24 protein-coding genes are annotated in these 23,441 nt (G+C 56.1%); 11 read left to right on the top strand and 13 right to left on the bottom strand.

What is annotated here, in order from left to right; translation table 11 throughout:
• Positions 1–64: 64 nt before the first annotated feature.
• A complete protein-coding gene (locus CAF77_RS23050; protein ID WP_085655395.1) occupies positions 65–1,279 on the bottom strand; it encodes an aldose 1-epimerase family protein in 1,215 nt (404 codons plus the stop codon).
• A gap of 572 nt (positions 1,280–1,851) precedes the next feature.
• On the opposite strand from CAF77_RS23050, the gene CAF77_RS23045 reads away from it, so the two are divergent.
• Positions 1,852–2,214: a DUF6124 family protein gene (locus CAF77_RS23045; RefSeq protein WP_007958158.1), complete on the top strand. Its 363-nt coding sequence runs from the start codon at positions 1,852–1,854 to the stop codon at positions 2,212–2,214.
• A 182-nt stretch (positions 2,215–2,396) separates the two neighbouring features.
• On the opposite strand, the gene CAF77_RS23040 is transcribed toward CAF77_RS23045, so the two are convergent.
• The 6 genes from CAF77_RS23040 to CAF77_RS23020 form a co-directional block, all read right to left on the bottom strand.
• Complete coding sequence (locus CAF77_RS23040; RefSeq protein ID WP_064381906.1) at positions 2,397–3,071, bottom strand: anti-sigma factor domain-containing protein; 675 nt, start codon at positions 3,069–3,071, stop codon at positions 2,397–2,399.
• Positions 3,068–3,703 carry a sigma-70 family RNA polymerase sigma factor gene (locus tag CAF77_RS23035; RefSeq protein ID WP_085655396.1) on the bottom strand — a complete coding sequence of 212 codons (636 nt, stop codon included), beginning with the start codon at positions 3,701–3,703 and terminating at the stop codon, positions 3,068–3,070. Before CAF77_RS23035 ends, CAF77_RS23040 begins: the two co-directional genes overlap by 4 nt.
• 55 nt (positions 3,704–3,758) lie before the next feature.
• Complete coding sequence (locus CAF77_RS23030; protein ID WP_064381908.1) at positions 3,759–4,352, bottom strand: fasciclin domain-containing protein; 594 nt, start codon at positions 4,350–4,352, stop codon at positions 3,759–3,761.
• A 304-nt stretch (positions 4,353–4,656) separates the two neighbouring features.
• Positions 4,657–5,277, bottom strand: coding sequence for a tyrosine-type recombinase/integrase (locus CAF77_RS23025; protein WP_085655397.1), 621 nt, complete (start codon positions 5,275–5,277; stop codon positions 4,657–4,659).
• A 189-nt stretch (positions 5,278–5,466) separates the two neighbouring features.
• Positions 5,467–5,598 carry a hypothetical protein gene (locus CAF77_RS29575; protein ID WP_017337405.1) on the bottom strand — a complete coding sequence of 44 codons (132 nt, stop codon included), beginning with the start codon at positions 5,596–5,598 and terminating at the stop codon, positions 5,467–5,469.
• Between the two features lie 62 nt (positions 5,599–5,660).
• Positions 5,661–6,143, bottom strand: coding sequence for a toll/interleukin-1 receptor domain-containing protein (locus CAF77_RS23020; RefSeq protein ID WP_256576171.1), 483 nt, complete (start codon positions 6,141–6,143; stop codon positions 5,661–5,663).
• A 907-nt stretch (positions 6,144–7,050) separates the two neighbouring features.
• Between CAF77_RS23020 and CAF77_RS23015 the strand changes: the two genes are divergently transcribed.
• The 3 genes from CAF77_RS23015 (at position 7,051) to CAF77_RS23005 (ending at position 10,692) form a co-directional block, all read left to right on the top strand.
• Positions 7,051–9,204 (top strand): DEAD/DEAH box helicase, encoded by a 2,154-nt coding sequence (locus CAF77_RS23015; RefSeq protein WP_085655398.1) that lies wholly within the window; start codon positions 7,051–7,053, stop codon positions 9,202–9,204.
• Positions 9,197–9,898 (top strand): DUF2290 domain-containing protein, encoded by a 702-nt coding sequence (locus CAF77_RS23010; protein WP_085655399.1) that lies wholly within the window; start codon positions 9,197–9,199, stop codon positions 9,896–9,898. The genes CAF77_RS23015 and CAF77_RS23010 overlap by 8 nt, the downstream gene beginning before the upstream one ends.
• A 116-nt stretch (positions 9,899–10,014) precedes the next feature.
• Positions 10,015–10,692, top strand: a complete 678-nt coding sequence (locus CAF77_RS23005) for an HNH endonuclease (RefSeq protein WP_085655400.1) — start codon at positions 10,015–10,017, stop codon at positions 10,690–10,692.
• 183 nt (positions 10,693–10,875) lie between these two features.
• Here the strand turns inward: CAF77_RS23005 and solA are convergent, their stop codons facing one another.
• Positions 10,876–12,039 carry an N-methyl-L-tryptophan oxidase gene (gene solA, locus CAF77_RS23000; protein WP_170928994.1) on the bottom strand — a complete coding sequence of 388 codons (1,164 nt, stop codon included), beginning with the start codon at positions 12,037–12,039 and terminating at the stop codon, positions 10,876–10,878.
• A 193-nt stretch (positions 12,040–12,232) separates the two neighbouring features.
• Here solA and CAF77_RS22995 point away from each other — a divergent pair, with 193 nt between their 5' ends.
• Positions 12,233–13,564, top strand: a complete 1,332-nt coding sequence (locus CAF77_RS22995) for an amidohydrolase (RefSeq protein WP_064381999.1) — start codon at positions 12,233–12,235, stop codon at positions 13,562–13,564.
• A gap of 35 nt (positions 13,565–13,599) precedes the next feature.
• On the opposite strand, the gene CAF77_RS22990 is transcribed toward CAF77_RS22995, so the two are convergent.
• The 4 genes from CAF77_RS22990 to CAF77_RS22975 all read right to left on the bottom strand — a co-directional run bounded on the left by CAF77_RS22990 (position 13,600) and on the right by CAF77_RS22975 (position 16,345).
• Positions 13,600–13,833, bottom strand: coding sequence for a hypothetical protein (locus tag CAF77_RS22990; protein WP_064382000.1), 234 nt, complete (start codon positions 13,831–13,833; stop codon positions 13,600–13,602).
• An 8-nt stretch (positions 13,834–13,841) separates the two neighbouring features.
• Entirely contained in the window at positions 13,842–14,096 is a 255-nt protein-coding gene (locus CAF77_RS22985) for a colicin E3-like toxin immunity protein (RefSeq protein ID WP_064384113.1), read from the bottom strand.
• An 8-nt stretch (positions 14,097–14,104) separates the two neighbouring features.
• Positions 14,105–15,331, bottom strand: coding sequence for an S-type pyocin domain-containing protein (locus tag CAF77_RS22980; RefSeq protein ID WP_085655401.1), 1,227 nt, complete (start codon positions 15,329–15,331; stop codon positions 14,105–14,107).
• Positions 15,332–15,421: 90 nt separating this feature from the next.
• Entirely contained in the window at positions 15,422–16,345 is a 924-nt protein-coding gene (locus CAF77_RS22975) for a LysR family transcriptional regulator (RefSeq protein ID WP_085655402.1), read from the bottom strand.
• 105 nt (positions 16,346–16,450) lie between these two features.
• Between CAF77_RS22975 and CAF77_RS22970 the strand changes: the two genes are divergently transcribed.
• The 4 genes from CAF77_RS22970 (at position 16,451) to CAF77_RS29570 (ending at position 20,251) form a co-directional block, all read left to right on the top strand.
• Positions 16,451–18,418, top strand: a complete 1,968-nt coding sequence (locus CAF77_RS22970; RefSeq protein WP_064382003.1) for an alkyl/aryl-sulfatase — start codon at positions 16,451–16,453, stop codon at positions 18,416–18,418.
• Positions 18,419–18,571: 153 nt separating this feature from the next.
• Entirely contained in the window at positions 18,572–19,210 is a 639-nt protein-coding gene (locus CAF77_RS22965; protein ID WP_064384114.1) for a response regulator transcription factor, read from the top strand.
• Between the two features lie 227 nt (positions 19,211–19,437).
• Positions 19,438–19,692 carry a hypothetical protein gene (locus tag CAF77_RS22960; protein ID WP_064384115.1) on the top strand — a complete coding sequence of 85 codons (255 nt, stop codon included), beginning with the start codon at positions 19,438–19,440 and terminating at the stop codon, positions 19,690–19,692.
• Between the two features lie 82 nt (positions 19,693–19,774).
• Complete coding sequence (locus tag CAF77_RS29570) at positions 19,775–20,251, top strand: phage infection protein (RefSeq protein ID WP_223290685.1); 477 nt, start codon at positions 19,775–19,777, stop codon at positions 20,249–20,251.
• Between the two features lie 16 nt (positions 20,252–20,267).
• Here the strand turns inward: CAF77_RS29570 and CAF77_RS22950 are convergent, their stop codons facing one another.
• The gene (locus tag CAF77_RS22950; RefSeq protein ID WP_064382005.1) at positions 20,268–21,836 is read right to left on the bottom strand and encodes a winged helix-turn-helix domain-containing protein; all 1,569 of its coding nucleotides are present in this window, start codon (positions 21,834–21,836) and stop codon (positions 20,268–20,270) included.
• Between the two features lie 252 nt (positions 21,837–22,088).
• Between CAF77_RS22950 and CAF77_RS22945 the strand changes: the two genes are divergently transcribed.
• Entirely contained in the window at positions 22,089–22,844 is a 756-nt protein-coding gene (locus CAF77_RS22945) for an SDR family oxidoreductase (protein ID WP_085655403.1), read from the top strand.
• A gap of 30 nt (positions 22,845–22,874) precedes the next feature.
• Positions 22,875–23,288, top strand: coding sequence for a cupin domain-containing protein (locus CAF77_RS22940; protein WP_064382007.1), 414 nt, complete (start codon positions 22,875–22,877; stop codon positions 23,286–23,288).
• The last annotated feature ends 153 nt before the right edge of the window (positions 23,289–23,441 follow it).

Genomic DNA, 23,441 nt, shown 5'->3' with positions numbered 1-23,441 from the left:
TCAAATACAAAAGGGGATTGATTTATTCAGGAAAAATAAATCAGTCCCCCATGTTTGGCCGGTGTCAGCCCTTGGTCAGATCAACCAGCGGCGTTTGCCGCACCTCAGTCTCCCGCCCGCCCTGAATGTCGCTCACCTGCTTCAAGGCCTTGTCCACCGCTGCCTTATCTGCCAACAAGCTGTAGCTGATGCGGAACTGTTTGTGTTCCTTCGGCCCGATGGTGGGCACCAGGTTCAGTGGCCGTTGATAACGGCGGTTGTAGGAAAAACTCGTCCCCGGCTCCAGCCCGGTGACATAACCCTGGCCTTGGGTATCGGTGTTCTTCCACAGGGAAAACACCGGCAATGTCTGCGTATTGAAGCCAACCGAAACGCCCAGGCTGCCAGCCTTGTTATGCAACACGGTTAACGTATCGCCCTTGGCATCGGCATACGGCACGACGTTGTAAACCGTTTCGTCGTAGTCCTTGGTCGGTGCGCGGTAGGTTTGCCATTCAGCCAAATCGCCCTTGGCCTTGTCGTTGAACGGCGACACCTGTTTCACCGGCGCGGCAAAACGAGCGCCCTGCTCCAGGAACGGGGTGCTGAAGTTGCTGTGGTACAGCGCCTGATATTCCTTCGGATAGTCACCGTTGTTGGTCAGCGTGTCGTTAAGGGCGAACACTGCGCTGCCGGGTTCGGTGACCAGTTCGGTGGCGACGGAGAAGTCGACTTTCTTGAACGCCTGCTCTTTCAGTTCACCGCGCAGGGTGATGGCGTACGGTGGCGTTTCATCGATGTGCAGGGTGACTTTATTCGCAGGAATGTTGGCGGCCCGGCCGTGCAGGGTCAGCAGTTCGCCGTTGTCGACGCCGGGGTGGCCGACCCATTCGTATCCGCAGCGGGTCACCAGTTCATTGAAGCCTTCCAGCCAGCCCAGACCACCGCGGCCATTGAGTTCGATGAAGGACGGATTGACCACTTCCTTGACCGGCGAATCCCAGCCCATGCGCACATCGCCGACCGAGGCCTGCAAGACGTTCATTCCCCGCGTCGGCACCACTGAGAGTTTCATCGTGCCGTTATCGATGTCGACAATGCTGACGCCCTCCTGCCGACCGCCATGCAAGGTGCGCAGGCTGACGCTGAAAGGTTTGTCGGTTTTCACGCCGAGTTGCTGGCTGGTGATCTGCCAGTTCTGAGCGGCCTTGTCGGTGTCGAGCAGAACATAATCCCAGGCCATGGCGTGGGAAGCTGCGGACAGTGCGCTGAGGGCAACAACGAGTTTGAGCGGGGTCATGGGAGCAGCCTTTCTTGGAGTTGTGCCGTTTTTATAAACCTGCTGAAACGTTTCATCAAGCTTAAAAAGCGACGTGCGTTGGTAGGTGCCCAGAAAGAATGGGGACGGACAGGAAAAATGAAATCGATGTGGTCGCGTTATCCCGCAGACGGGAGTCCGCTTTTATTCCGGAGCGGCATGGGCGTCTGATTTCGACATGGCGAGGGCGGCGTGTTTAAGCGTTTTTCGAATGATGTTTAGAAACGCCCGGCATTACTTCCCCACGGCTACAGCGTCTTGCGTCATTGCCTACGACTACGCCAGAATCCGCCGGCTTGTGCGTCTGGGGTGCGGGTTTTATCGTTTCCGGGTCACTGAAAAACAGTGATCGGGTTTGGTAGCCCGGATTACCTGTCGCATCGCAACGCCGGATTGCAGGGACTCTTTCGTCCGCTGTTTTATGGTGGCCATGCGTAGGGCGTCTTCGGACGCGCCGGGTATCCAGGTGACCGGTCTACCAACCTCCGTATGGCCACCACCCTCGTTTGGTAGCGAGGCTGATGGCTCCACTTTCTCACCCTGGAGTTACATCTATGTTCAAGCCAACACCGAACCCACCGGAAACCGATCCGGTATCTCCCTACAAATTCCCCGATTCTCGAACCCTTAACGAAGCGGCCGAACGCGCGCTCGACCATTACCTCACCCCACAACAACGCATCATGGGCAGCCACCACAAACACGACCCCATGTACATGGCCAACCCGGCGTACAACACCGAATCACTCCTGGCCAACGCCAGCGAATCATTGGGATCGGCCAGTGAAATGCTCAATAACTTTGCGGCCACGCTGGAGCCTGCCCATCGCAAGACTGCGATCGGAATTGCGCAGTTGGTGATGTTGAGTGAGTTGGCGGTGAATCAGGCGTTGGATCATGTTGAGGTGAAGACCTGAAAGCCAACCCCTCAGTCATGACGGCTTAAGAAAACTATGCCAGCCGAAGCTGCCACAGTAAATGGCAGCTATCGGCCAAAAGCTGCCGTTTATGTTCATGAGCGCGTTGCGTTGAAGCAGAATTCTGGGCGACCGATCAGTGAGCCGTTTACTCACGAAAATTAACGGTTTGCTGCCCTGAGTCATAGAGCCGAAAGCACGCCCTGATACAGCACAGGACCAGTCGGCTGTCCTGTTGGCGATCCACCCTCGGGTTCAAGACTGATGGCCAACGTGATTGACTCACCAATAAACGCTTTCTGCGCACCGCCCAACTTGATCTCCCCGTCTCCGCCTGGGGGAATCACCCCAAGCGAAACAGGCTTTCCATCTGAAGGAATAACCCACATTTCCAAGCTACGATTCTTTTCTATCTTCACCAAAGCCAGCGTTTTGATTTTTAGATAATTCTCGTGCGCTTCAATGCTCATCCACGACTGTGCGTCGGCACTACGCAACGTTGCACTGTAGCGAACTTCGTCACGGTTATAGATAACGCTCAGCGTTACCGCTGCTACCAGTGAACATGTTGCAATCGTCACCCAGAGCCAGCTCCAGAATGGTCGCTTTACAGGCAACTGCATTGTTTGCGGATCTATACGCGCCGTAATTCCGCGCCATACACGATCCGGTACAGGTGATTCAGGCAGAGACTGGGTAAGGCTCGCAAGGCTTTCCCGCCATTGCGAAAGTTCTGCGCGAAGTTCCGAGTCCTCCAGTAAAAGCTGCTCAAAGCGCCGGCGTGCGGCTGGTGGCATCAACCCAATGGCATAATCTGCGGCAAGTGCGCGACGAAGACTTGGAGTTTGGTAGTTCATGACTCAAGGCACCTGCGCAAACGCTCCATCCCTCGGCGGATCCAAGACTTTACCGACCCGAGCGGTGCCGACAGGTGCTCCGCCAGTTCTGAACAGGAAAGCCCTTCAAAATAAGCAATGGTGATTGACTGACGTTGCATCCCTTCGAGCTCATCTAGGCACCGATTCAATGAAGTGGTCTCACGGGAGCTGTTCAACTGTTCATGTACCGAGGGGCTGTCGTCTACCAGCATCTGCGCGTCGAGGTCACTCAGGGGACGTTCGCGACGCTTTCGCAATTGGTCGATGGCCTGATTTCGCGTGATATTGATCATCCAGGTCATCGGCGCCGACAGTTGCGATTGGTAGCGTGAAGCATTGTTCCAGATACGCACAAAACTTTCCTGTAGCACCTCCTCAGCCAGATCTGGGCGCCCCATGAACCGCAGCGCCACGCCATGCAGACGCGGACTCACGCTACGATACAGCGCTTCAAAAGCGCGTCGGTCACCCAAGGAACACTGGGCTAGAAGGTGTTTGAGTTGGTCAGTGTCGGCGATGGGAATAGCCTTTCTCCAAACGAATGGATCGTGAGGTTCTACAAGTCGATTGCAGCCAGAGGTTAGCCCACAGCGCGCGGTTGTTCCATTCACGGGTGGGCTCCTCGGAGGACTCGCCGGTCATGCTGAAATCGACCGGCGACGCCGGTCAACTTTTCGGCATCAGGACTTTGTCGATGACCTGTATCACACCGTTCGACTGGTATACGTCATAAGTACTGATGTCGGCGACGTCGCCCTTCTCATCTTTGATGGTGATGTTGTGCGGACCATTCATCATTGCCCACAGTTTTCCGCCCGAGACGGTGGTCAGTTCGGTCTTGCCACCTCCGGCCTTGATCTTTTCGGCAAGAGTGGCCATGTCCAGTTTGCCGCTCACGACGTGGTAAGTAAGGATCTTGGTGAGGGTTGCCTTGTTTTCCGGTTTTAGCAACGTATCGACGGTTCCTGCGGGCAGAGCAGTAAAGGCCGAATTGACTGGTGCAAACACAGTAAAGGGTCCTTTTCCCTTGAGGGTGTCGACAAGACCGGCAGCTTTCACAGCGGCGACCAGGGTGGTGTGATCGGCCGAGTTCACTGCGTTGTCGACGATGTCCTTGTTCGGCAACATGCTTTGACCGCCGACCATGACGCTGTCGTGACTCATCGATGCAGCATGCGCAGCGTTGAACACTAATCCGCTACCTGCCACCAAGGTCAGAAGGCCCGCAATCAATTGCGTTTTGATCGAAATGCGTTTCATCGTGATGATCCTTTGTGAGGAAGATCGGCCAGGAGATTCTGTCCGTGCTTGGTATACGCGGCGGCGTTCGGATTGGATGCAGTAACGCTCTTTTTTTCGCAGAAATTGCGAGTGAGTGATCCAGTGACCACCACTCGTTAGGCAAGGTGGCTATAACCCCGGCTGAATGCTCGGCCTTGTGGAAAGACGCTTTCGGCCGAAAGCGTCCATACGCGAGCAGCTACTATCGGATCAATGCGGACATCGACAAGAGACCGCTGTTGGCCGGATAGCGACGGTCTGGCCCAGACCGTCGCAGTGTTGGTTAAACCTCTGTCTGCTCTGCCATTTCCAAAGCATCATCGACCTCGATGCCCAAGTACCTGACAGTGCTTTCGAGTTTCGTATGACCAAGCAGGAGTTGGACAGCTCTCAGATTCTTCGTCCTGCGATAGATCAACGATGCCTTTGTCCGCCGTAGCGTGTGAGTACCGTACATGGTTGGGTCAAGGCCAATAGCGGTCACCCACGCTTTGACTATTCGGGCGTACTGCCTGGTGGAAAGATGGTCTGAGTCGTGCAATCGGCTCTGAAACAAAAAGTCCTCGCTTCGAAGACGCGCCCGATGCATCCAAGCTTCCAATACCGTTCGAGTTTGCTCAGTGATTTCAAATTGCACTGGATGCTGAGTTTTCTGCTGCATCACGATGGCCCGTGAGGACACATACTCCCCATGGGCGATGTCTCGGACTCGCAGCTTGGTTAAGTCACAGGCACGCAGTTTGCTATCGATGGCCAAGTTGAAAAGCGCCAAATCACGTGTCTTCTCTGCGAGTTGGAGTCTGATCCGGATGGCCCAGATATCTCTGACTCGGAGCAGGGCTTTCTGCCCGACAAGCTTTCCCTTGTTCCAAGGCTGATGGCGGGATCTAGTAGCGGTATTCATGGCGTGTCCTCCATGTTGATGGAGGACAAGGATGGATCAGTCAGAACGAGCGGTGGTCGCAGTTCGGCCAGCAGCGGTCGGTCATATCCGGCTGCTTCCGGCCAGTAGGTGCCGGTCACAAAGGGCGGTAATCGACCAGAAGCGGCCTAACCTACGTGACTCGCCCCCACCCTCTCACTGCTATTAAGGTCAGTCACCTTTTTTGTGTTTATGTACTTCCAGATCAGGGTGTTTAGGTTTGTTTTCTTCAGTAACACGACGGCGCTGGTCCTTTTTGCCGGTGGATTCAGCGATCGGTTTGGGGCCGGGTTTGATACTCATGTGTTCAACTCCTTAGAATGATAACGGGTCTGTAAGTAAAGCCGTAAGCATGGACAGTGAAGCTACGGGGCGACCAACTCGGAAAGCTTGGCCGCGATATCTGCAAACGTATCTTCAGCAGTGCTCAGGCCGCTTCTCGAACCGAGTAGAGGACTAACTTCGCGCAGCGATTCGTATGTTGTGTCGTGAATGATGGGAACCAGCAGATCCCTTGCGAGGAGTGCAGAAAGCTCTTTGTCGGCGATGCCTTCGGCTGCTAGGCGACGCAGCAAAGCAGGGGTGACTAGCACAATTCCTACTCGCGACTTAGCCAATCCCTTATCAATTTCACGCAGTAACGAAGTGCCCAGAAGGACATCTTTCTCGCTGAACCAAACGGAAACACCGAGAGACTCAAGCAAGTCATGCAGCTCCTTCGCGGATCCTTTCCGGTCGTCCCAGGCGTGACAAAGAAAGACGTCACGTAGATCAGGTACTGTCGCACGCCTTTCGACATTTTCGCGTACCGGCGTGAGTGTTCGTACCTCGGCGGAGGTGTAAGCCACAGAGGAACCGGGTTTCGACCAGCGCGGCTTTGCGCTGCTGGATGAACCGCCGCTACTGCGACCACCCCCTCCATGAGACGGGGACGAATAGGATGATGCGTAGGACGAGGATGAATACGATCGCGATCCGTACCCGCTATATCCGCCGCCACATGCGGGACACGCTGCTCTTGCGCTTGCCGAACGATGACCATGTACCGGTGCTGTACATCTAGACATATCGTAAACCTTCCGTTTTAAGCTGCTCGTCCTGAATATGTTTAAGCAGCGGGTGTACTGAGCCATCAGCTTTTGAAAACACCGCAGCCCATCCTTAATGGCTCGAAATCACCTGCGCTTCAGATCGTGATTCCAATTTGCTGGCACAAACGATAGTCCATCGCGCGAATTCCGCTAGCAGGCGTAGCGTGAATGTTCGCTAGCGGCTTCCGTTAGAAATGCCGCCTGGTCCAGAGCTATTTGTCATAGCGGGTAGCTCTCGACCCAGGTTTCAGGTCCCTGACGTTCGACGGCCCGAGCCATCGATGCCGTTGTTCAATCGACGAACGTAGCCGATGGTGCGGATACTGCCTTCTGCGACAAACAGCAATCAGCAATCAGCAATCAGCAAAAAGCGGGCATGCGCAACGGTTGCATACGTCCTAGAAGCTGATCCCCTCACGCTTCATTCTCAACCCTAATAAGCGGTTCGATATGGCATTTATGGACGCTTCAAATGGAGTTTTCGGTCGAGTCATGGAGGATTCCATCCGCGTCGACAATACGCACCATCGGAAAGCCGGCATGCTTAAGCTGATGGCATGGCGATGAAAGCACAGATTTCTTTCTAAACTAGACAGGGTCGTTCAAAGTCATTATCTTTCTGAGATTACTAATCCGATTAATTCAAGGCAAAGAGCGCTAAGAAATGGATATCGACATACTTGTAACAAGCGATCGGATAAATAGCGACCCTTTAGCTAGAGAATTTATTACGTATGTTAAAGCTTCTACCTCGGAACTAGAACTATCGGATGCGGTTCTTTATTATGACTTCCCCAGCTACTCCGATTACGAGACTGTTACGCATAAGCCTGACGCACTTCTTTTAAGTGGGATGCATGGAATTATCGCACTAAGATTTGTAAGCGCATCTCAAGCAGAGAAACTGCCCACGCCTAAGATTTCTGAAATTGGAGAGTCTCTAAATCAATTTTGCAGCATTTTAATAGGTCGACTTTTAAAGAGTAAAACGCTACGCCGCACACGAGCATCGCTTGCGATAGAAATAACTCCGGTTATTTTTTGTGACTCGGATATGGCTGATCGGATTTTTGAAGGCGGCGACTGCGATGTAATCAATTCCAATGCTGCACTAAAAGCGTTACTTGAAGATCTACAAGTCGAAGCGCCTCTAAGTCTTGAGCAAATGCATGAAGCTCGCTCAGTAATTGAGGGTGCAAAAGCCCTCACTCGTATCGGTAGTCGAATTATTGATAATCCCGAGCAACATAAGGTAGCTTTTGCCTTATCCAATCTCGAAGCTGAAATTGCCAACTTTGATCAGAAGCAGCGAAGAGCCGCCCTTGTTACCATCAATGGTCCACAACGGATTAGAGGCTTAGCAGGATCAGGAAAAACGGTGATTTTGGCGATGAAAGCCGCTCACCTACACATGACTAAACCAAACGATACAATCTTGGTTACTTTTTTCACAAAAAGTTTGCGATCGCCAATTCAGAATATGATTACAAAATTCTTCCGGCATTACACGGAAGTAGATCCCGACTGGTCAAAAATCAATATTCTACACGGATGGGGCGGGTCAAACGCTCCTGGCGCATACTCAGATGCCAGCCGCCGTGCTGGACGAATGCCTATGAATTTTAGCGCTGCGAGAAGTTCGGCTCCAGTCGGGGTAGATCCATTCCAACATGCTTGTTCTGAACTGGTCGCAACCGGGAGTGTGCAGCCTTATTATGATCACGTCCTTATTGATGAAAGGCAAGACTTTCCAGCCGCCTTTTATCAATTATGCTTTCAGCTAACAAAAGGTGTTCGTGATAAAAAAAATATAGTTTGGGCATATGATGAACTGCAAAACATTCTCAATGTGAAAATGCCATCCTCAGAGGAGCTTTTCGGATTTGACGAGAATAATGAACCTTGCATTTCTCTTGATCGAGCTGCCGCTGGCCTTCCGCCAGGAGCAGTTAACGATACTGTACTGAGTAAATGTTACCGTAATCAGCGTGAGATTTTAGTAACTGCTCACGCCATGGGCTTCGGGATTTACTCCGAAATAGTGCAGCTCCTTGAGAGTCCTGATCACTGGCGAGATGTAGGATATATAGTCCAGACCGACAACTTTGAAACTGGCAAACGGGTTGAAATTATGCGCCCCGAAGGCAATAGTCCTGTTTCCTTGCAAGGGGAGGACTTGCCACGCCTAATCAAATATCATTCGGCCAATAATTTTGAGGAGGAGGTGGAATGGGTTGTAAATGATGCTTGTTCGTTTTTGAAAGGAGGTCTTTCCCCCGAGGATATAATCGTTATCGCCCTGGACGATCGAAATGCTCGAGGTTATTTTAAGAAGTTGTCAGAGAGCTTTTCTTTGGCTGGGATTGCTACAAACAATATTCATGCTGACCCCTATTCCGAACCACCATTCTCTATATCCGATAAAATAACACTATCTACGGTTTATCGAGCTAAGGGTAACGAAGCGTCTGTGGTTTATGTTGTCGGAGTCGACGCGATCTGGCTAGGACGACGAAGCGAGCGTAATAAGCTATTTGTTGCTTTCACTCGAACAAAGGCCTGGCTCCGCGTTTCCGGCTGTGGAGGAGCGACATCTGCAATTGGGAATGAAATTGATGCTGCGTCTGGTGACTTTCCCTATCTGCGATTCAATATGCCAGATCTTTCAAAAATGAACCTCATTCAACGCGACACCAGTCAAAAGACTCTCCGAGCTAGACAAATCCGGCAGGAATTTATTGACCGCCTTCGTGACGAGGGGTTCACGGATAACGAAATTGACGACTTACTCGTCGGGCAGGAAATAAAAGATGAATAAGGAGGATGTAAGATCTGGTATTCATCAAGTTTGGCGAATTGCACAAGAGCTGGGTGTTGCAGAGATTTTTTCAAACCCAAGCCCGCTCCCAGTTAATGCAGAATTTCGGGATCTAATCCTTTCTAGCTCGTCTAACTATATCGACGTCTACAACAAAGGGCTTGGACTTTCGCATTATAATATCTTGCTCATTGACTATTCATTCTTTCAGTTCAGCATCGAGGGCGAAGGCAATGTTCGGTATGCCTTCTATCCGAACCCGTACTCCTCGAACTCTAATGAGTACAATAATTGGTTTAGAAGTCGGCATGAAATGGTAGAAGCTGGCCTTTTAACTCACGAAGAATTTTTATCATTGCTATCGGATAAGACCGGCGTTGGGAGTGTGCCATTATTGCGTTACGAGAACGCACCAGCGCAACGTAAAAAGCTTCATCATCCTTGCTCGCACTTTCATATTGGCTTTCATTCCGAAAATAGATGGCCTGTAAGAAGAGTGCTCACACCCACTGCATTCGCATTGCTGGTTTTTAAATTTTACTACGGTACTCAATGGCGATCTGTTGGTGATGATGACCACGAAAACATTGAAAACTCTTTTGATCGAAACTTGGTTTTCGAAAAAGCTCGATGCTATCTTGTATCTGATGATCTATTTGATCCTGAGGAAGAGCAAATATTTTTCTTTGGATAGTTAAAAATTTCAAGTTGCAGTGATTCTAGACTCTGAGCGCTAAGTCACGAGCCAAATTAATTTCGACACGATTTCGTCATGGTTTTAGCCCATTTAAACAGTTGGAGATCATAAGAATGAGCGCTTCCTATGCATTTGATTTAAAGCTGGTATGTGGAGGTTATGCCTATTTTTCAACTGATACTCTGGGCAGTAAACCAGGCCCTGATGGACTTGAGTTTCGTAAACCGTCGCAAGTGAGCAGGGAGAAGTTTGGTGTTGCTTTGGAGGAACTTGGATTTAATTACATGTGGGTTGACGACGAACGTACCTATTATGACTGGACGTGCATTCAAGGCTGGGCACTAGTGAGCTCTGATTTTGCCAGAGAACACATGAGTCACTGGCTCAAAAAACGTGAGTGTCTTATTTCCCCATATGGTTCCTTCACTGATATTGAGATAGCTGCTCCATCTATTAGAAGGCGTACTTTTCGAGGAAAGTTCAAGAAGCGAATACTTGATCGAGACAATAATCAATGTGTCCTATGCACAGGACGGGAGCAGTTGACTCTTCAACATGTCAGGCCTCATTCAAAAGGAGGAGAAACCAGTTTTAGAAATTTGGTGACGCTTTGCGCTCCCTGTAATCAAGAGCTCGGAGCTGAAACCTACAGAGAATTGTACCGTTTAGCCGGACTGCAATCGGACTATGAACCATCCCTTCTGAAGGCTTCTGACGGCAGTGATAGAGCATTTTGGCGTGCTGTTCGATTCTCCTCCAACATGATGCACACCCGATGTGAGCTTTATTAGGTTCAGAGGTAGAGAATTAGTCTCCTCTAGATTCATGATCGTGCCGTAATATGGCTTTTGCCAATTGAACCTTTCTGGATGGTCGCAGTGGGTTATTAGTCGCTTGCTTCGACCGCTGCATTTTGAAAGATACCGTCTTTCCTGAACGTCCGCTTTTGGCCGATAGCAGTCACTCGCTTTACTTCACTCCCTCTCAAACCGCCCCACCGAAAACAACGAAAGATCCAGCTCACTCTCCCCCCGCAAACACCACTGCGCAAACGCCTCCCCCAGCGCCGCCGAGTGTTTGAACCCGTGCCCGGAGCATGCCGACACCACCAACGTGTGCTGCAACCGTGGATGCTCATCAATGATGAAATGCCGATCCGGCGTGACGGTGTAGGCGCAAACCGCTGACTTCACCACCCGATCCGTCAGCCTGGCAATGCGCCCCTTCACCTGCTGTTCGTACATCTCGCGTTCTTCCTCGGCCGAGACTGTGCGATCCAGAGTCTCGGGCGTGGATGTGCTGTGATACTGCGCCGTCGCCACCTTCAAACTGCCCTCCCCCGGCAATGCGGGAAAGCCATAGAAATCGTCGTCCTGGCCGTGAGTGAAGATGAACGTGGGTGAGTGGCCGACCAGTTCCGCGTCGGGCTCGGTTTCGAACCAGAACAGTTTTTGCCGATAGACGCTGAGCAGTCTGTCGAACGGCGCGCCGAGCAAGCCGCCCGCCCAGTTGCCGGCGGTGACCACCAGTTTGTTCGCCCGTATGGTGCGCTGGTCGGTGGTGACGGTGACGCCCTGTTCGTCCGAGCTGATGTGGGTCACGGTCTCGCCCTTGTACAGCGTGGCGCCGTGTTGTTCGGCCAGTCTGAGTTGCACGTCGATGCAGCCTTCGGGCCGTACAAAACCGCCTTCGGGTTCGAAGTAGCCAATGGCGTCGTCGCGCACCTGGGCAAACTGCGGAAAGCGTTGGCGGATCTGGCCGGCGTCGAGGACTTCGTGTTCGATGCCGTAGGTCTGCGCCAGGGCGATGGTGCGCAGGGTGAAGTCGGTTTCGTCGGCGGGATCGAAGTCGGGGCTGGAGGTCAGCACCAGCAGACCGGTCTGTTCGAACAGGGACTCGCCCGACAGCGCCTCCAGCTCGCGCCAGATGCGGTGGGAGTTGCGCACGATGGGCACGTATTGCGCGCCCTCGCCCACAGACAACCGGGTGATGCGGGTGTCGCCATGGCTGGAGCCAAACGCGTGCGGCGGATGGTGGCGGTCGATGCCGACCACGTTGACCCCGGCTTTCGCCAGTTGATACATCGTGGCCGCGCCCATGGCGCCGAGGCCGATGACCAGTGCTTCGCATCGTTCCATGATTGATTTCCGCTCAGGCAAAAGAGCCACAGTGAAGCGGATCAGGCGATGGAAAACAATCCGCTGAACGCCGCGTTCAGGCAAAAACACGAAAAACCAAAAGCCGTGCGATTACCGGCCAGACTCGTTTGTTCCGTCTTGCATCGCGGCATACCCTCTGACGCCAATAAAAACCATAAGAGAGAGTCCCGCCTTGATCCGTTTCTGCAAAACCTCGCTCTGCCTCGCCGTTCTGTCTTCGTTTGTTGCCACTGCCAGCCATGCCGCCGATGCGCCCTGGGTCGATGGCGCCGTGAGCGCGGTCAATCAGGATGTCATCGACCTGCGCCACACGATTCACCAGCATCCAGAGTTGGGCAATCTTGAGTTCAAGACCGCTGCGCTGGTGGCCGAGCGGCTGAAGGCGTCGAATATTGAAGTGCGTACCGGGGTTGGCAAGACGGGTGTTGTGGGGGTGTTGAAAGGCGGATTACCAGGGCCGGTTGTGGCGTTGCGCGCCGACATGGACGCCTTGCCGGTCAAGGAGATGACGAACCTGCCGTTCGCCAGTCAGGCCACCAGCACGCGGCTCGGCAAGAGCGTGCCGGTGATGCACGCCTGCGGGCACGACACCCACACCGCCATGTTGCTGGGCGCCGCGAAGGTGCTGGCCGAGCATCGCGATCAGGTGCGCGGGACGGTGGTGTTTCTGTTTCAGCCGGCTGAAGAAGGCGCGGCCGATGTTGATGAATTCCAGACTGACACCCTGATCGGTGCGCAAGCGATGATCCGCGATGGCGCGCTCGATTCGCCCAAGGTCGAGGCGGTGTTCGGAGTGCATGTGATGGCGGGTTATCCGACCGGGCATCTGTTCTATAAATCCGGAACCGTGCTCAACAGCAGCGATTCGTTCCGCATCACGGTCAAGGGCCAGCAGACTCACGGCTCGGCGCCCTGGAGCGGTGTCGATCCGATTGTCGCCAGCCAAGGCATCATCAGCGGATTGCAGACGCTGGTCAGTCGGCGCATCGACCTGACCCAAGGCATGGGCGTGATCAGCGTCGGTACGATCAATGGCGGTTCGGCGGCCAACATCATTCCCGAGTCCGTGGAAATGACCGGGACCATCCGCACCAACAACGCCGACATCCGCGACACGATCTTGAAAAAGATGCCGCCGCTGGTGAACAGCATCGCCAGCGCCTACGAGACCCAGGCCAATTTGCTGCTGGTGAACAATGCGCCGGTAACCACCAACGATCCGGCCCTGACCGAAGCCATGATCCCGGCCCTTGAACGGGCAGCACCGGGCAAGGTCGAGCGCCTGCCCGCCTCGCTGTCGCCGAGCGAAGACTTCTCCTACTACGCGCGCAAAGTGCCGGGGCTGTTCGTGTTCCTCGGCGCAACGCCGGAAGGCCAGGACATGAGCAAGGCGCCGAACAACCACAGCCCCTACTTCACCGCCGATGACGCGACACTGGCCACCGGGGTGAAGGCGCATGTGCAGTTTGTGCTGAATTATCCGGGGCGGGGTCAGCGGGGCTGATTGTTCCTGTTAAGGATCAATTGGCAAAGGGCCGTTTAATTAACGTTGCAGCTCAGTTGGAAGAGATAAGTCGGATCGAAGACCGTCCTTCCCAATAGCTTCTCCAAGGCGGCGATCTGATCACTCGTCAGATCGTAGCCTTCCCAACCTTGCTGTTCTGTTGTCCATCCCATAACGGCGGCGATCTGGTCGTCGCATCCTCCGGGAAGCTGCGCCTCGAACACCAGAAGCTCCGTTTTTTGATCGAAGGCTTCGATTCTGTAGATCATAAGGTCAGTTACCAGACGTCGCTGTAGTCAAACGAGATTTGATAGTTGTAAGCCGTAAGGAAAATATTGTGTTGAAAGTAAGGTTGGATAATAGGCGTCCAATTTTCGACTACATTGAAGCCGCCATTATTTATGTTGTTTTCCACTGGGATGCCCAAGGCATTCAAAACGGTTTCATCGTCGCCTAAATCCTTGGAGTACTCTTCGCCCTCGCATAGTTGAGTGTGCTTGTCATACCACTCCAGTCTCAGCTTTAGTCCCATCATCAACCTCACAAGTATTTTTTTCTGATGCTTCTTTCATCTTTCGGATCCCCGCGTCGTTCTCCTGTAAAAGGGTCAAACGCTCCTAGGTGAGTTCCGTCACTTGCACGATAAACTTCCAACTCTCCGTGCCTTGAGTCCCACTCATAAATTCTCCTGCCTTTTGCATCCTTCCACCGTTCCCGAAGTCCGCCGCCTCCCTGTATAGGGTTCATTTTCTGTGCTTTTTTCAAACCGGGAAAAGCAGTAATTTCTTCTGCTTCTGGAGGTTTATGATAGCTATGCCCCTCTGACGGTAAGCCTTTACGTGAGGTGTTGACTACGATGTACAGCGGCCGGACCCCGGAATTCGCCGGAAACACCAGAATGAAATCCCGATACTCCGGCGGATAAACCGGATTCACCAGAATCCCCTCCGCCGCTTTCGTCGGTGGATACACCCAGATATGCGGCGCCTGCGGAGCAGCCTCCAGTGCCGGAATACCAAGAATGTCGGAACCATCCACGGCAGGCGTCCAGACCAGCTCAACCCCTTCGCCAAGGTCTGCAACAAACCGGCTATCGCGTGCCGCGAACTGCACGACATCAACCATCTCCCAGTCGCGATTCTTGCCGGTATAGAAGCCGTAACCCTTAAGGCTGCCATCGGCCTGCTGTTCAACACGCAAGCGCACGCGGGTTCGGGCCTGTTTGAGGGCGAGCAACTGGTCTTCGGTGTAGAGAGCGCTGTCGCCCAGGTTCGAGGGCATCAACATCGCCAGCAAACCGAGCAGCGGGGTCGCGACAGCAGCAGAGGCCATCGCGGGCAATGCCTTGAACGCCTCACCGGCAAGGGCAAAAGTGCCCAGCCCCGCAGGAATTGCCGTGCCGCTGATTTTCTTGAGCTCAACGCCGCCACTGTCATCGGCCTCACGCCCACCGAGCAAAATCAGCTCGCCGTAATCCTTCAGACTGTCAGTCGGCACCATCCCTGCAGGATTCGAGTAATCGATGATCGCGTCCGGCAGCTTGCAGGACTTGGCAAACACGCAGCCGGCGCGCACCGGCTCAGGCTTGTTCGCCGCCACCTCACGGCTGCGCTCGAAGGCGTCCTGTCTCGCCAGCATGGCGTCGTACTTGTCTTGTCGGTCTTGCTGATCGGCCAGTTCGGTGGCCGTCATATAGCGGTAGGAGACGTGATGCCCGTCGCCCGCCGGTGGGTTGGGAACCCGGGGAATGTCCTTTTGACCAGCCACTGATTGTCCTTTCGTTCATGCATCGACAGCCCTCGCAAAGGGCTGCACGACGTTAACGAAGCAGGAAAATCGTGGCTGTAGGACGCGTCTTTAAAGACGTGGGGATTGTTCGACGTGAACGGATTGCATCTCGGCAACGACCGCCTCAATCACACACAGAGCCGTCGGCGACAGGCTTCTACCCTGCAAACTCACCACGCCAATTTCCGAATGAAACCCCGGCCTGTCGACAACATGAAGCTCGATCAAACGCCCCGCCCGAATATCTTCAGCCACGGCGCCATGGATAACGCCGAGGATGGTGTCGGTTGAGCCAGCGACGGTCTTGAGCAACGCCACGTCATCACACTCCAGCACAATGGGCAGCGCCTGGCGGGTGGAGATGCCGAGGGTTCGGGCGGTCTCGAGTTTCACTACTTCCGGCAGGCGCGTTGTGGCGATGCCGTAGCCTTCCAGTTCGCCCATCGTCACTTTATGCCCGGCCAGCGGGTGCTCCGGCCGTACGAAAAAGCCTGCCGAGGCCTGGCCCAGCGAACGGATCAACAGGTCGGATTCCGCCGTGAAGTTGCGGATGTCGGCGACAAAAAATTCGATCGCCTCAGCGCGCAGCCGCGCTTCGAGAATCTGCCAGTTGTTCACTTCCACACGCAGGGTGACCGCCGGGTGATCCTGACGCAGTCGCGGCACCACTTGATGCATCAACATCGCAGCCGGGAAAGGCCCGACGCCAAAAGCGAGGCTGCCCAGTTGGCGATCGCTATAGAGAGCCATGTCCCGCTCCAGCGACCGGGCATCGAACAGCAACCGTCGCGCCCGCTCGATCAGGAACTCCCCCGCCGGCGTCGGACGAACATCGCCGGTGTCGCGATCAAACAGGCGCTGTCCGGTTTCGCTCTCCAGCGCCTGAATGCTGCGGCTCAGGGCCGGCTGGCTGAGGTGGACGCGCTCGGCGGCGCGTCCGAAATGGCGTTCATCGGCTAGCGCGAGTAGGTGTGACAGTCGTTTTAGGTCCATTCGCCCGATGCTAGCAACGCATTATCCGGATGTAAATAATGCATTGGATACATCGCCAACCTCCCCCTAGGCTGGAGCGCACTCGACCCTCGGAGAACAACAAGAATGAAACCGACCCTCTACACGATCCTCGCCCTGACGCTGGTGTCCCTCGCCGGCTGCGACAACAAGCCCAGCGTCGCAGCCGGCGACGCCACGCCCGCCACAGCAGCGGTGATCCAGGCGTCGATCAAGGGCCTGGACCTCAGCGACAACCGGGACATGGAAGATGCCCAGCGCGGTTTCATCGCCCGGCCCACCGGCAAGATCCTCGGCGCTGACGGCAATGTCCTGATCGATTTCGACGCGTACCGTTTCGTCGAAGGCCAGGCGCCGGCCACCGTCAACCCGAGCCTGTGGCGGCACGCGATGCTCAACGCACAGATCGGCCTGTTCAAGGTCAGCGACGGGATTTACCAGTTGCGCGGTTTCGACATCGCCAACATGACGCTGATCGACGGGCAGACCGGCTGGATCGTGGTCGACCCGCTGACCTCCCGGGAATCCGCCGCCTCAGCGCTGGCATTTGCCCGCGAGCATCTGGGCAACAAGCCCGTCACCGCGATCATTTTCACCCACGACCATGCCGACCATTTCGGCGGTGTGCTGGGCATCACCTCAAGCAGCGAAGTGGCCCAGCGCAACATTCCCATCGTCGCGCCCGCCGGCTTCATGGAGGAAGCCACCAGTGAAAACATCCTGGCGGGCCCGGCGATGGCACGGCGGTCGATGTATCAGTTCGGCAAGAACCTGACGCCGGGCGCCACCGGCATCGTCGACACCGGGCTGGGCAAAAACGTCGCCTACGGCAGCATGGGCATCCTGCCGCCAACGCAGATCATCGACCAGCCGATCCAGCCGCTGGAACTCGACGGCGTCAGCTTCGTATTCCACAACATGCCCGGCGCGGAAGCCCCGGCCGAGCTGACCTTTTCGATCCCCGCGCTCAAGGCATACGGCGGTGCGGAGCTGCTGACGCAGACCATGCACAACCTGCTGCCGATCCGTGGCGCCAAGGTCCGCGATGCGCTGCGCTGGTCCGACTACATGCAAATCGCCCTCGACGAGCTGGGCGACACCGAGGTCTATTTCGGTCAGCACAACTGGCCGATCTGGGGCAACGAGCGGATCCGCGAATTCATCACCAAACACCGCGACGTCTACAAATACCTGCACGACCAGACCGTGCGCCTGATGAACGCCGGCTACACCCCCAACGAGATCGCCGACAAGATCCAGCTGCCGGATTCGCTGGCGTCGTACTTCGGCACCCGTGGCTATTACGGCGACCTGCGCCACAACGTCAAGGCGATCTACCAGCTGTACCTGGGCGCCTACGATGGCAACCCCGCGCACTTGAATCCGCTGGTGCCCAAAGAGTCGGCAAAACGCTACGTCGAATTGATGGGAGGCAACGCCAAAGTGGTCGAAGCCGCTCGCGTGGCCTATGACAAGGGCGAATACCGCTGGGTCGCCGAGCTGCTGGATCAGGCCGTGCTCGCCAAACCCGACGACACCGCCGCCAAGGAACTGCTGGCCCGCGCCTACGAACAGATGGGCTATCAGGCGGAATCGGCGACCTGGCGCAACAGCTACCTGACCGCAGCCATGGAGCTGCGCAACGGCCCGCCGGCCAAGGGCGTCAAACGCTCCGACCTGATCGAACTGATGAAACAGACGCCCACCGAACGTTTCCTCGAAGCCATGGCCGCGAGCCTCGACGGGCCGGCGGCGGATGGCAAGAACTGGACGTTCAATCTGGTGCTGACCGATACCAATGAATCGTTCGTGCTATGGGTCGAGAACGCCGTGCTGCACTACCGAAAAGGCCCGACGGCGGCGAACGCCAACGCAACGCTGACCGTCACCAAGGACCTGTTCGTCCAACTGCTGGGCGGCACCGCCGGACTCAAGGAAACGCTAACTTCCGATGATCTGAAAGTGGATGGCAGCAAGGTCGATCTGGTGAGATTTCTGGGGCTGCTGGAAAAGGCGCCGGGGAATTTTGCGATCGTCGCCAGGGCAGGAAGCTGACCCGCCGAGGCCATCGACTGAAGGAACACGCGGTCGATGGCCTCTGGACGCTTACCCAAGAAAAATCCAATGAAAACCGGAGGCTCGGGCAAAGCTTTCCATTGGATTGTTCAGCATCCTGCGCAACCCGATCGCCGCGAAGCCATCCAGCGTATGGACGTAGAACCTGCACCCGAGCGAAACCTCGAATCCATCGTTTTCATCATTGATGATGACGCTCCTCTGCGTGAGGCGCTTGGCAGCCTGCTACGCTCCATCGGCCTGCGGGTCGAGCTGTTCGGATCGGTCGCCGACTTCATGCAATACCAGCGACCTGACCTGCCCAGTTGCCTGGTGCTGGATGTGCGATTGCAAGGCACCAGCGGGCTGGTCTTTCAGCAGGCGCTCGCCGACGCCAACATCCATTTGCCAATCATTTTCATGACCGGGTACGGCGACATCGCCATGACCGTTCGCGCCATGAAAGCCGGTGCCGTCGATTTCCTGGAAAAACCGTTTCGCGAGCAGGCCATGATCGACGCCGTGGTCGCCGCGCATACGCGGGACAGGTCGCGCCGCGAGTGCGAACGCCGCCATCATGAATTGCGCACACGCCATGGGACACTCACGATCAGAGAGCAAGCGGTGATGGCGCTGGCCGTCTCGGGTCTGATAAACAAGCAGATCGCCAGTGCCATCGGCCTGAGCGAGATCACCGTGAAGATTCACCGCAGCCAGGCCATGCGCAAGATGCGCGCGCAGTCGTTTGCCGATCTGGTTCGAATGGCAGAAAGTCTGGGTATCAACCATTAGATTTAACGCCCAAATGCGGCGCACATTACTAGTCGTTTATATACGTTGGTATGACTTCTCCATACGCTGGCAGGATAAAACCAAACTTATGCAACATGGTTGATCCCTACCGGCAACAGTAAAATCCCTCCATCAAATGCGACGGCCGGCAAAGTCATTGACTTCGTGGTTTCCTCGCGCGCCGACACTTGTCGATCCACTCATTGACTCAGGGATGAATGATCAACATGTATGACTTTTTTGAAGACTCGTACCGCGTACTGAAGTTGTCCCACTTATTGCTGATCGGCGGTCTGGGCATGTTGATGGTGGGGATTTTCCTGGCTTATGTGTTTGACGCTCACTTGAACTTGCCCACGCTGGTCGGCGCGCACGGGATGACGATCCTCGGGCCGACCGCGATCAAGCTGGGCTACGTCATGCGCTTGATTGCGTACAACCGTATTCGCCTGGCAGCACAGGAACATGGAGTTTCCCATTAGAAGTATTCGATTGAGTTCAAACCTGTCTGGTTGCAACCGGAAGTTCATTAACGAAATCCCACTACGACTCAGGATGATCACGATGAAAACTATTGGATTGGTATTGCCCGTCGCCATTGTTTCAGCCACCTGGATAGTTGCCACTCATGCATTCGGCGCAAGTTGCCTGCCCGATATGCCGGTGGCCAACAGACAGGAAACCAGTGCTCCGGTTTCAGAAACTTCATCAGTGCAACAGCACCGAGCCAGAAAGGCGCCGACCAAGATTGCCGAAGGGGGTTCGGATCGGCTGATGGAGCGTCGTGTTGCCGAAGGCGGATCCGATCGTTTGATGGAGCGTCGCGTTGCCGAAGGCGGATCCGATCGTTTGATGGAGCGTCGCGTTGCCGAAGGCGGCTCTGATCGCCTGATCGAACGCCGTGTTGCCGAAGGCGGCTCCGATCGCCTGATCGAACGCCGCGTGGCCGAAGGCGGATCTGATCGCCTGATCGAACGCCGCGTGGCCAGCAATCAGTACGATGCCGCGATGAACATGCAAATGCATTTTTCGATGGATTGATTGGCCGGCTGAGCCCTTACTCCGGCAACCCCGCCAACCGCAAACCTTCGGCAAACCGGGCAACGTCTTCAGGCCGTTGAATGGGCAGCCACGCGCTCAGGCTGGACACCCGCAACGTCGGGTCCAGCTGACGCAGCCGTTCCATGGCCTGCCCGGCTTTGTCGGCTCGCCCATTGAGCGCGTGGCTCGCGGCGATCAGGGCCGCCGCTACCAGCAGACTGGGCAGGTTTCCCTGCGCTTTCTCGGCCCAGGAAACCGAACATTCGAAGCGATCGGCGAAGAAGTGCGCCAGCGCCATCCCGACCTGCATGCGGAACATTTCCGGATCCAGCGGGCTCAGGCGCACGGCGTGTTCGAGGTTGGCGATGGCGGCCTCGGTTTCACCACCCAAGGCGCGCAGGATGCCTCCCAGATACCAGGCCGGCGCCAGATTGGGGTTGAGCAATCGAGCCCGATCCAGCAAAGCAATGCCACAATCGACATCCCCGGTCAGATGGGCCAGGGCATGACCGCAGCGGGTCAGCGCCACGGCGTCATCGCGCCCCAGCTCCACGCCCATGCGCGCGAGCCGTGCACCTTCGGCGATTTCCCGGGGCCGGTCGGTCATCCAGCCGTTGAGCTTGCGCCAGAAATGGCACCACGCCGCCATGCCGTATGCCGAGGCGAATTCCGGATCCAGCTCGATTGCCCGGTAGAACAGCGCCAGCGCCTGTTCGATCGCCTCTCGGGTGCCGATGTGCAGTTTGGCCGTGCCCCGCAGGTAGTAATCGTAGGCATCGAGGCTGTCGGTGGGCTTGCGTTTGGCCCGCTCGATTTCCGCGCGCTCCAGCTGCGGCGCGATGGCGCCCACAACGCTCTCGGCCACTTGATCCTGGAGTTCGAAAATATCGTCGAGCAGGCCTTCGAAGCGCTCGGCCCACAGGTGCGTGCCGCTGCACGCATCAATCAACTGGCCGGTGATGCGGATCTTGTTGCCGCTCTTGCGCACGCTGCCTTCCAGCACGTAACGCACACCCAGTTCCTGACCGACGCCTCGCGCATCCACCGCCCTGCCCTTGTAGGTGAAACTGGAGTTGCGGGCGATGACGAACAGCCAGCGCAGGCGCGACAACGCGGTGATGATGTCTTCGACGATGCCGTCGGCGAAATAGTCCTGCTCGGGGTCTCCACTGAGGTTCTGGAAGGGCAGGACGGTGATCGAAGGTTTTTCCGGCAGGACAAGTGTCGTGGCCACTTCGGGTTTCGCAGGCGCTTCCGGTGCATTGACGGGGCTGTCGCACGGGCTGATTTCGCCGACGAAGCGATAGCCCTTGCGCGGCACCGTACGCACCAGGCGCTGCTGCTCACCGGTGTCGCCGATGGCCTTGCGCACAGCGTTGATGTGGCTGGTGATGGTTGATTCGGAAACGATCCGGCCACTCCATACGGCGCTCAACAGTTCGTCCTTGCTCACCACCCGCTCGCGGTTGCTGACCAATAGCAGCAGCAAGTCGAAGACCTGCGGCCCGACAGTCACGACTTGCCCGCGCAAGGTCAGTTCCCGGCGCTGCTGATCGAGCACGTAGTCTTCAAACACGAATTGCACGGTGGCTGTTCTCTGGTCTGGCGCCCCCCGACGCCGTGTCCGGGCAGGCGATTGTTTTGCGCTCGATCATACGGCAGACCTCCGGCCGTCGCACCGGTCTGCACACTGGTCTACGCATCTGCCGACGGATTGGCCTGTCTGGACAAAAAACCAAGGCAAATCCAAGGTCATCACAAGGATTTGCCAGAGCGTCACAGGCAAGCTCAACCCACATCGACAGCAACGGTTGCCGTCGGCCAGTGGAGAGATGCCATGAAGATCGTCGTTATCGGAGGCACCGGCCTCATCGGATCGAAACTTGTGAACAATCTGCGCGAACGCGGCCACGATGCACTTGCCGCCTCCCCCAACACCGGCGTCAACAGCATCACCCGCGAAGGCCTGGCCGATGCGATGAACGGCGCACAGGTAGTAATCGACGTATCCAACGCGCCGTCGTGGGAAGACCAGGCCGTGCTCGATTTCTTCGAAACCTCCACCCGTAATCTGCTCGCCGCCGAAGCCGCCGCCGGGGTTCGCCATCACGTGGCGCTGTCGATCGTCGGCAGTGAGCGCCTGCCAGCCAACGGTTATTTCCGCGCCAAGGTCGCGCAGGAGAACCTGATCAAGGCATCGGGCATTCCGTACAGCCTGCTGCGGGCCACGCAGTTCTTCGAATTCGTCGGCGGCATTGCCCAATCCGCTACCGTCGGCGACGAAGTGCGCCTGTCGCCGGCATTGATCCAGCCCATGGCCTCTGACGATGTGGCCGCTGCACTCACCGACGTGGCACTGGCCGCGCCGATCAACGGCACGCAGGAAATTGCCGGCCCCGAAGCCATGCCCCTCGACGAGTTGGTCCGGCGTTTTTTCCGCGCTACCGACGACACCCGCAAAGTGATCCCGGACGTCCACGCCCTTTACTTCGGCGATGTGCTTGACGACCAGTCGCTCACACCCGGCAGCAGCAACCCGCGCCTGGGTCCAACGCGCTTTGAAGACTGGCTGGCGAAATCGACCCAGCGCTGAAACACCCCACCTGTTTGAAGGAGTATCGCCATGTTCAGCCGAATCCTGCTGGCCGCCACGTTTGCGGCCGTTTCGATTTCATCCGCCTCGGCCGCCGAGCCGCAGGCAGGCAAGGTCACCGTGGTGTTCGACCGCGCCCTGCCCAACGTCCCCGGTAAATCCATGCGGGGCGTGCTGGTGGAATACGCACCCGGTGGTTCTTCGCCGGCGCACTTTCATCCGAAGTCCGCGTTCATCTACGCCACGGTGCTTGAGGGCGCCGTACGCAGCAAGGTCGGTGACGGGCCGGAGAAGGTTTACAAGGCCGGGGAAAATTTCGTCGAACAACCGGGCGACTTCCACGCGGTGAGCGCCAATGCCAGCACCACCGAACCATCACGTCTGCTGGCAGTGTTCGTGCTCGACAGCAACGAGACCGACCTGGTCAAACCGGTCAAGCCGTAACCGATCCATTCGCCGATCCACCTTCGGCAGCCCGGCTGCCGGGGGCCACCGCTTATGGAGGCAATCAGGGTCGGCTTTGCAAACCATGCCCGATCAAAACATTGATCTTTCGCCCCACACCCAGTAAAAAACCGTCTTCCCTTCCCACCCTTG

The sequence above is a fragment of the Pseudomonas sp. R15(2017) genome, from assembly GCF_002112685.1.
Taxonomy (GTDB): domain Bacteria; phylum Pseudomonadota; class Gammaproteobacteria; order Pseudomonadales; family Pseudomonadaceae; genus Aquipseudomonas; species Aquipseudomonas glycinae.
Note: the sequence above shows the minus strand (reverse complement) of the source record. Positions and strands in the feature narration are given on the sequence as shown.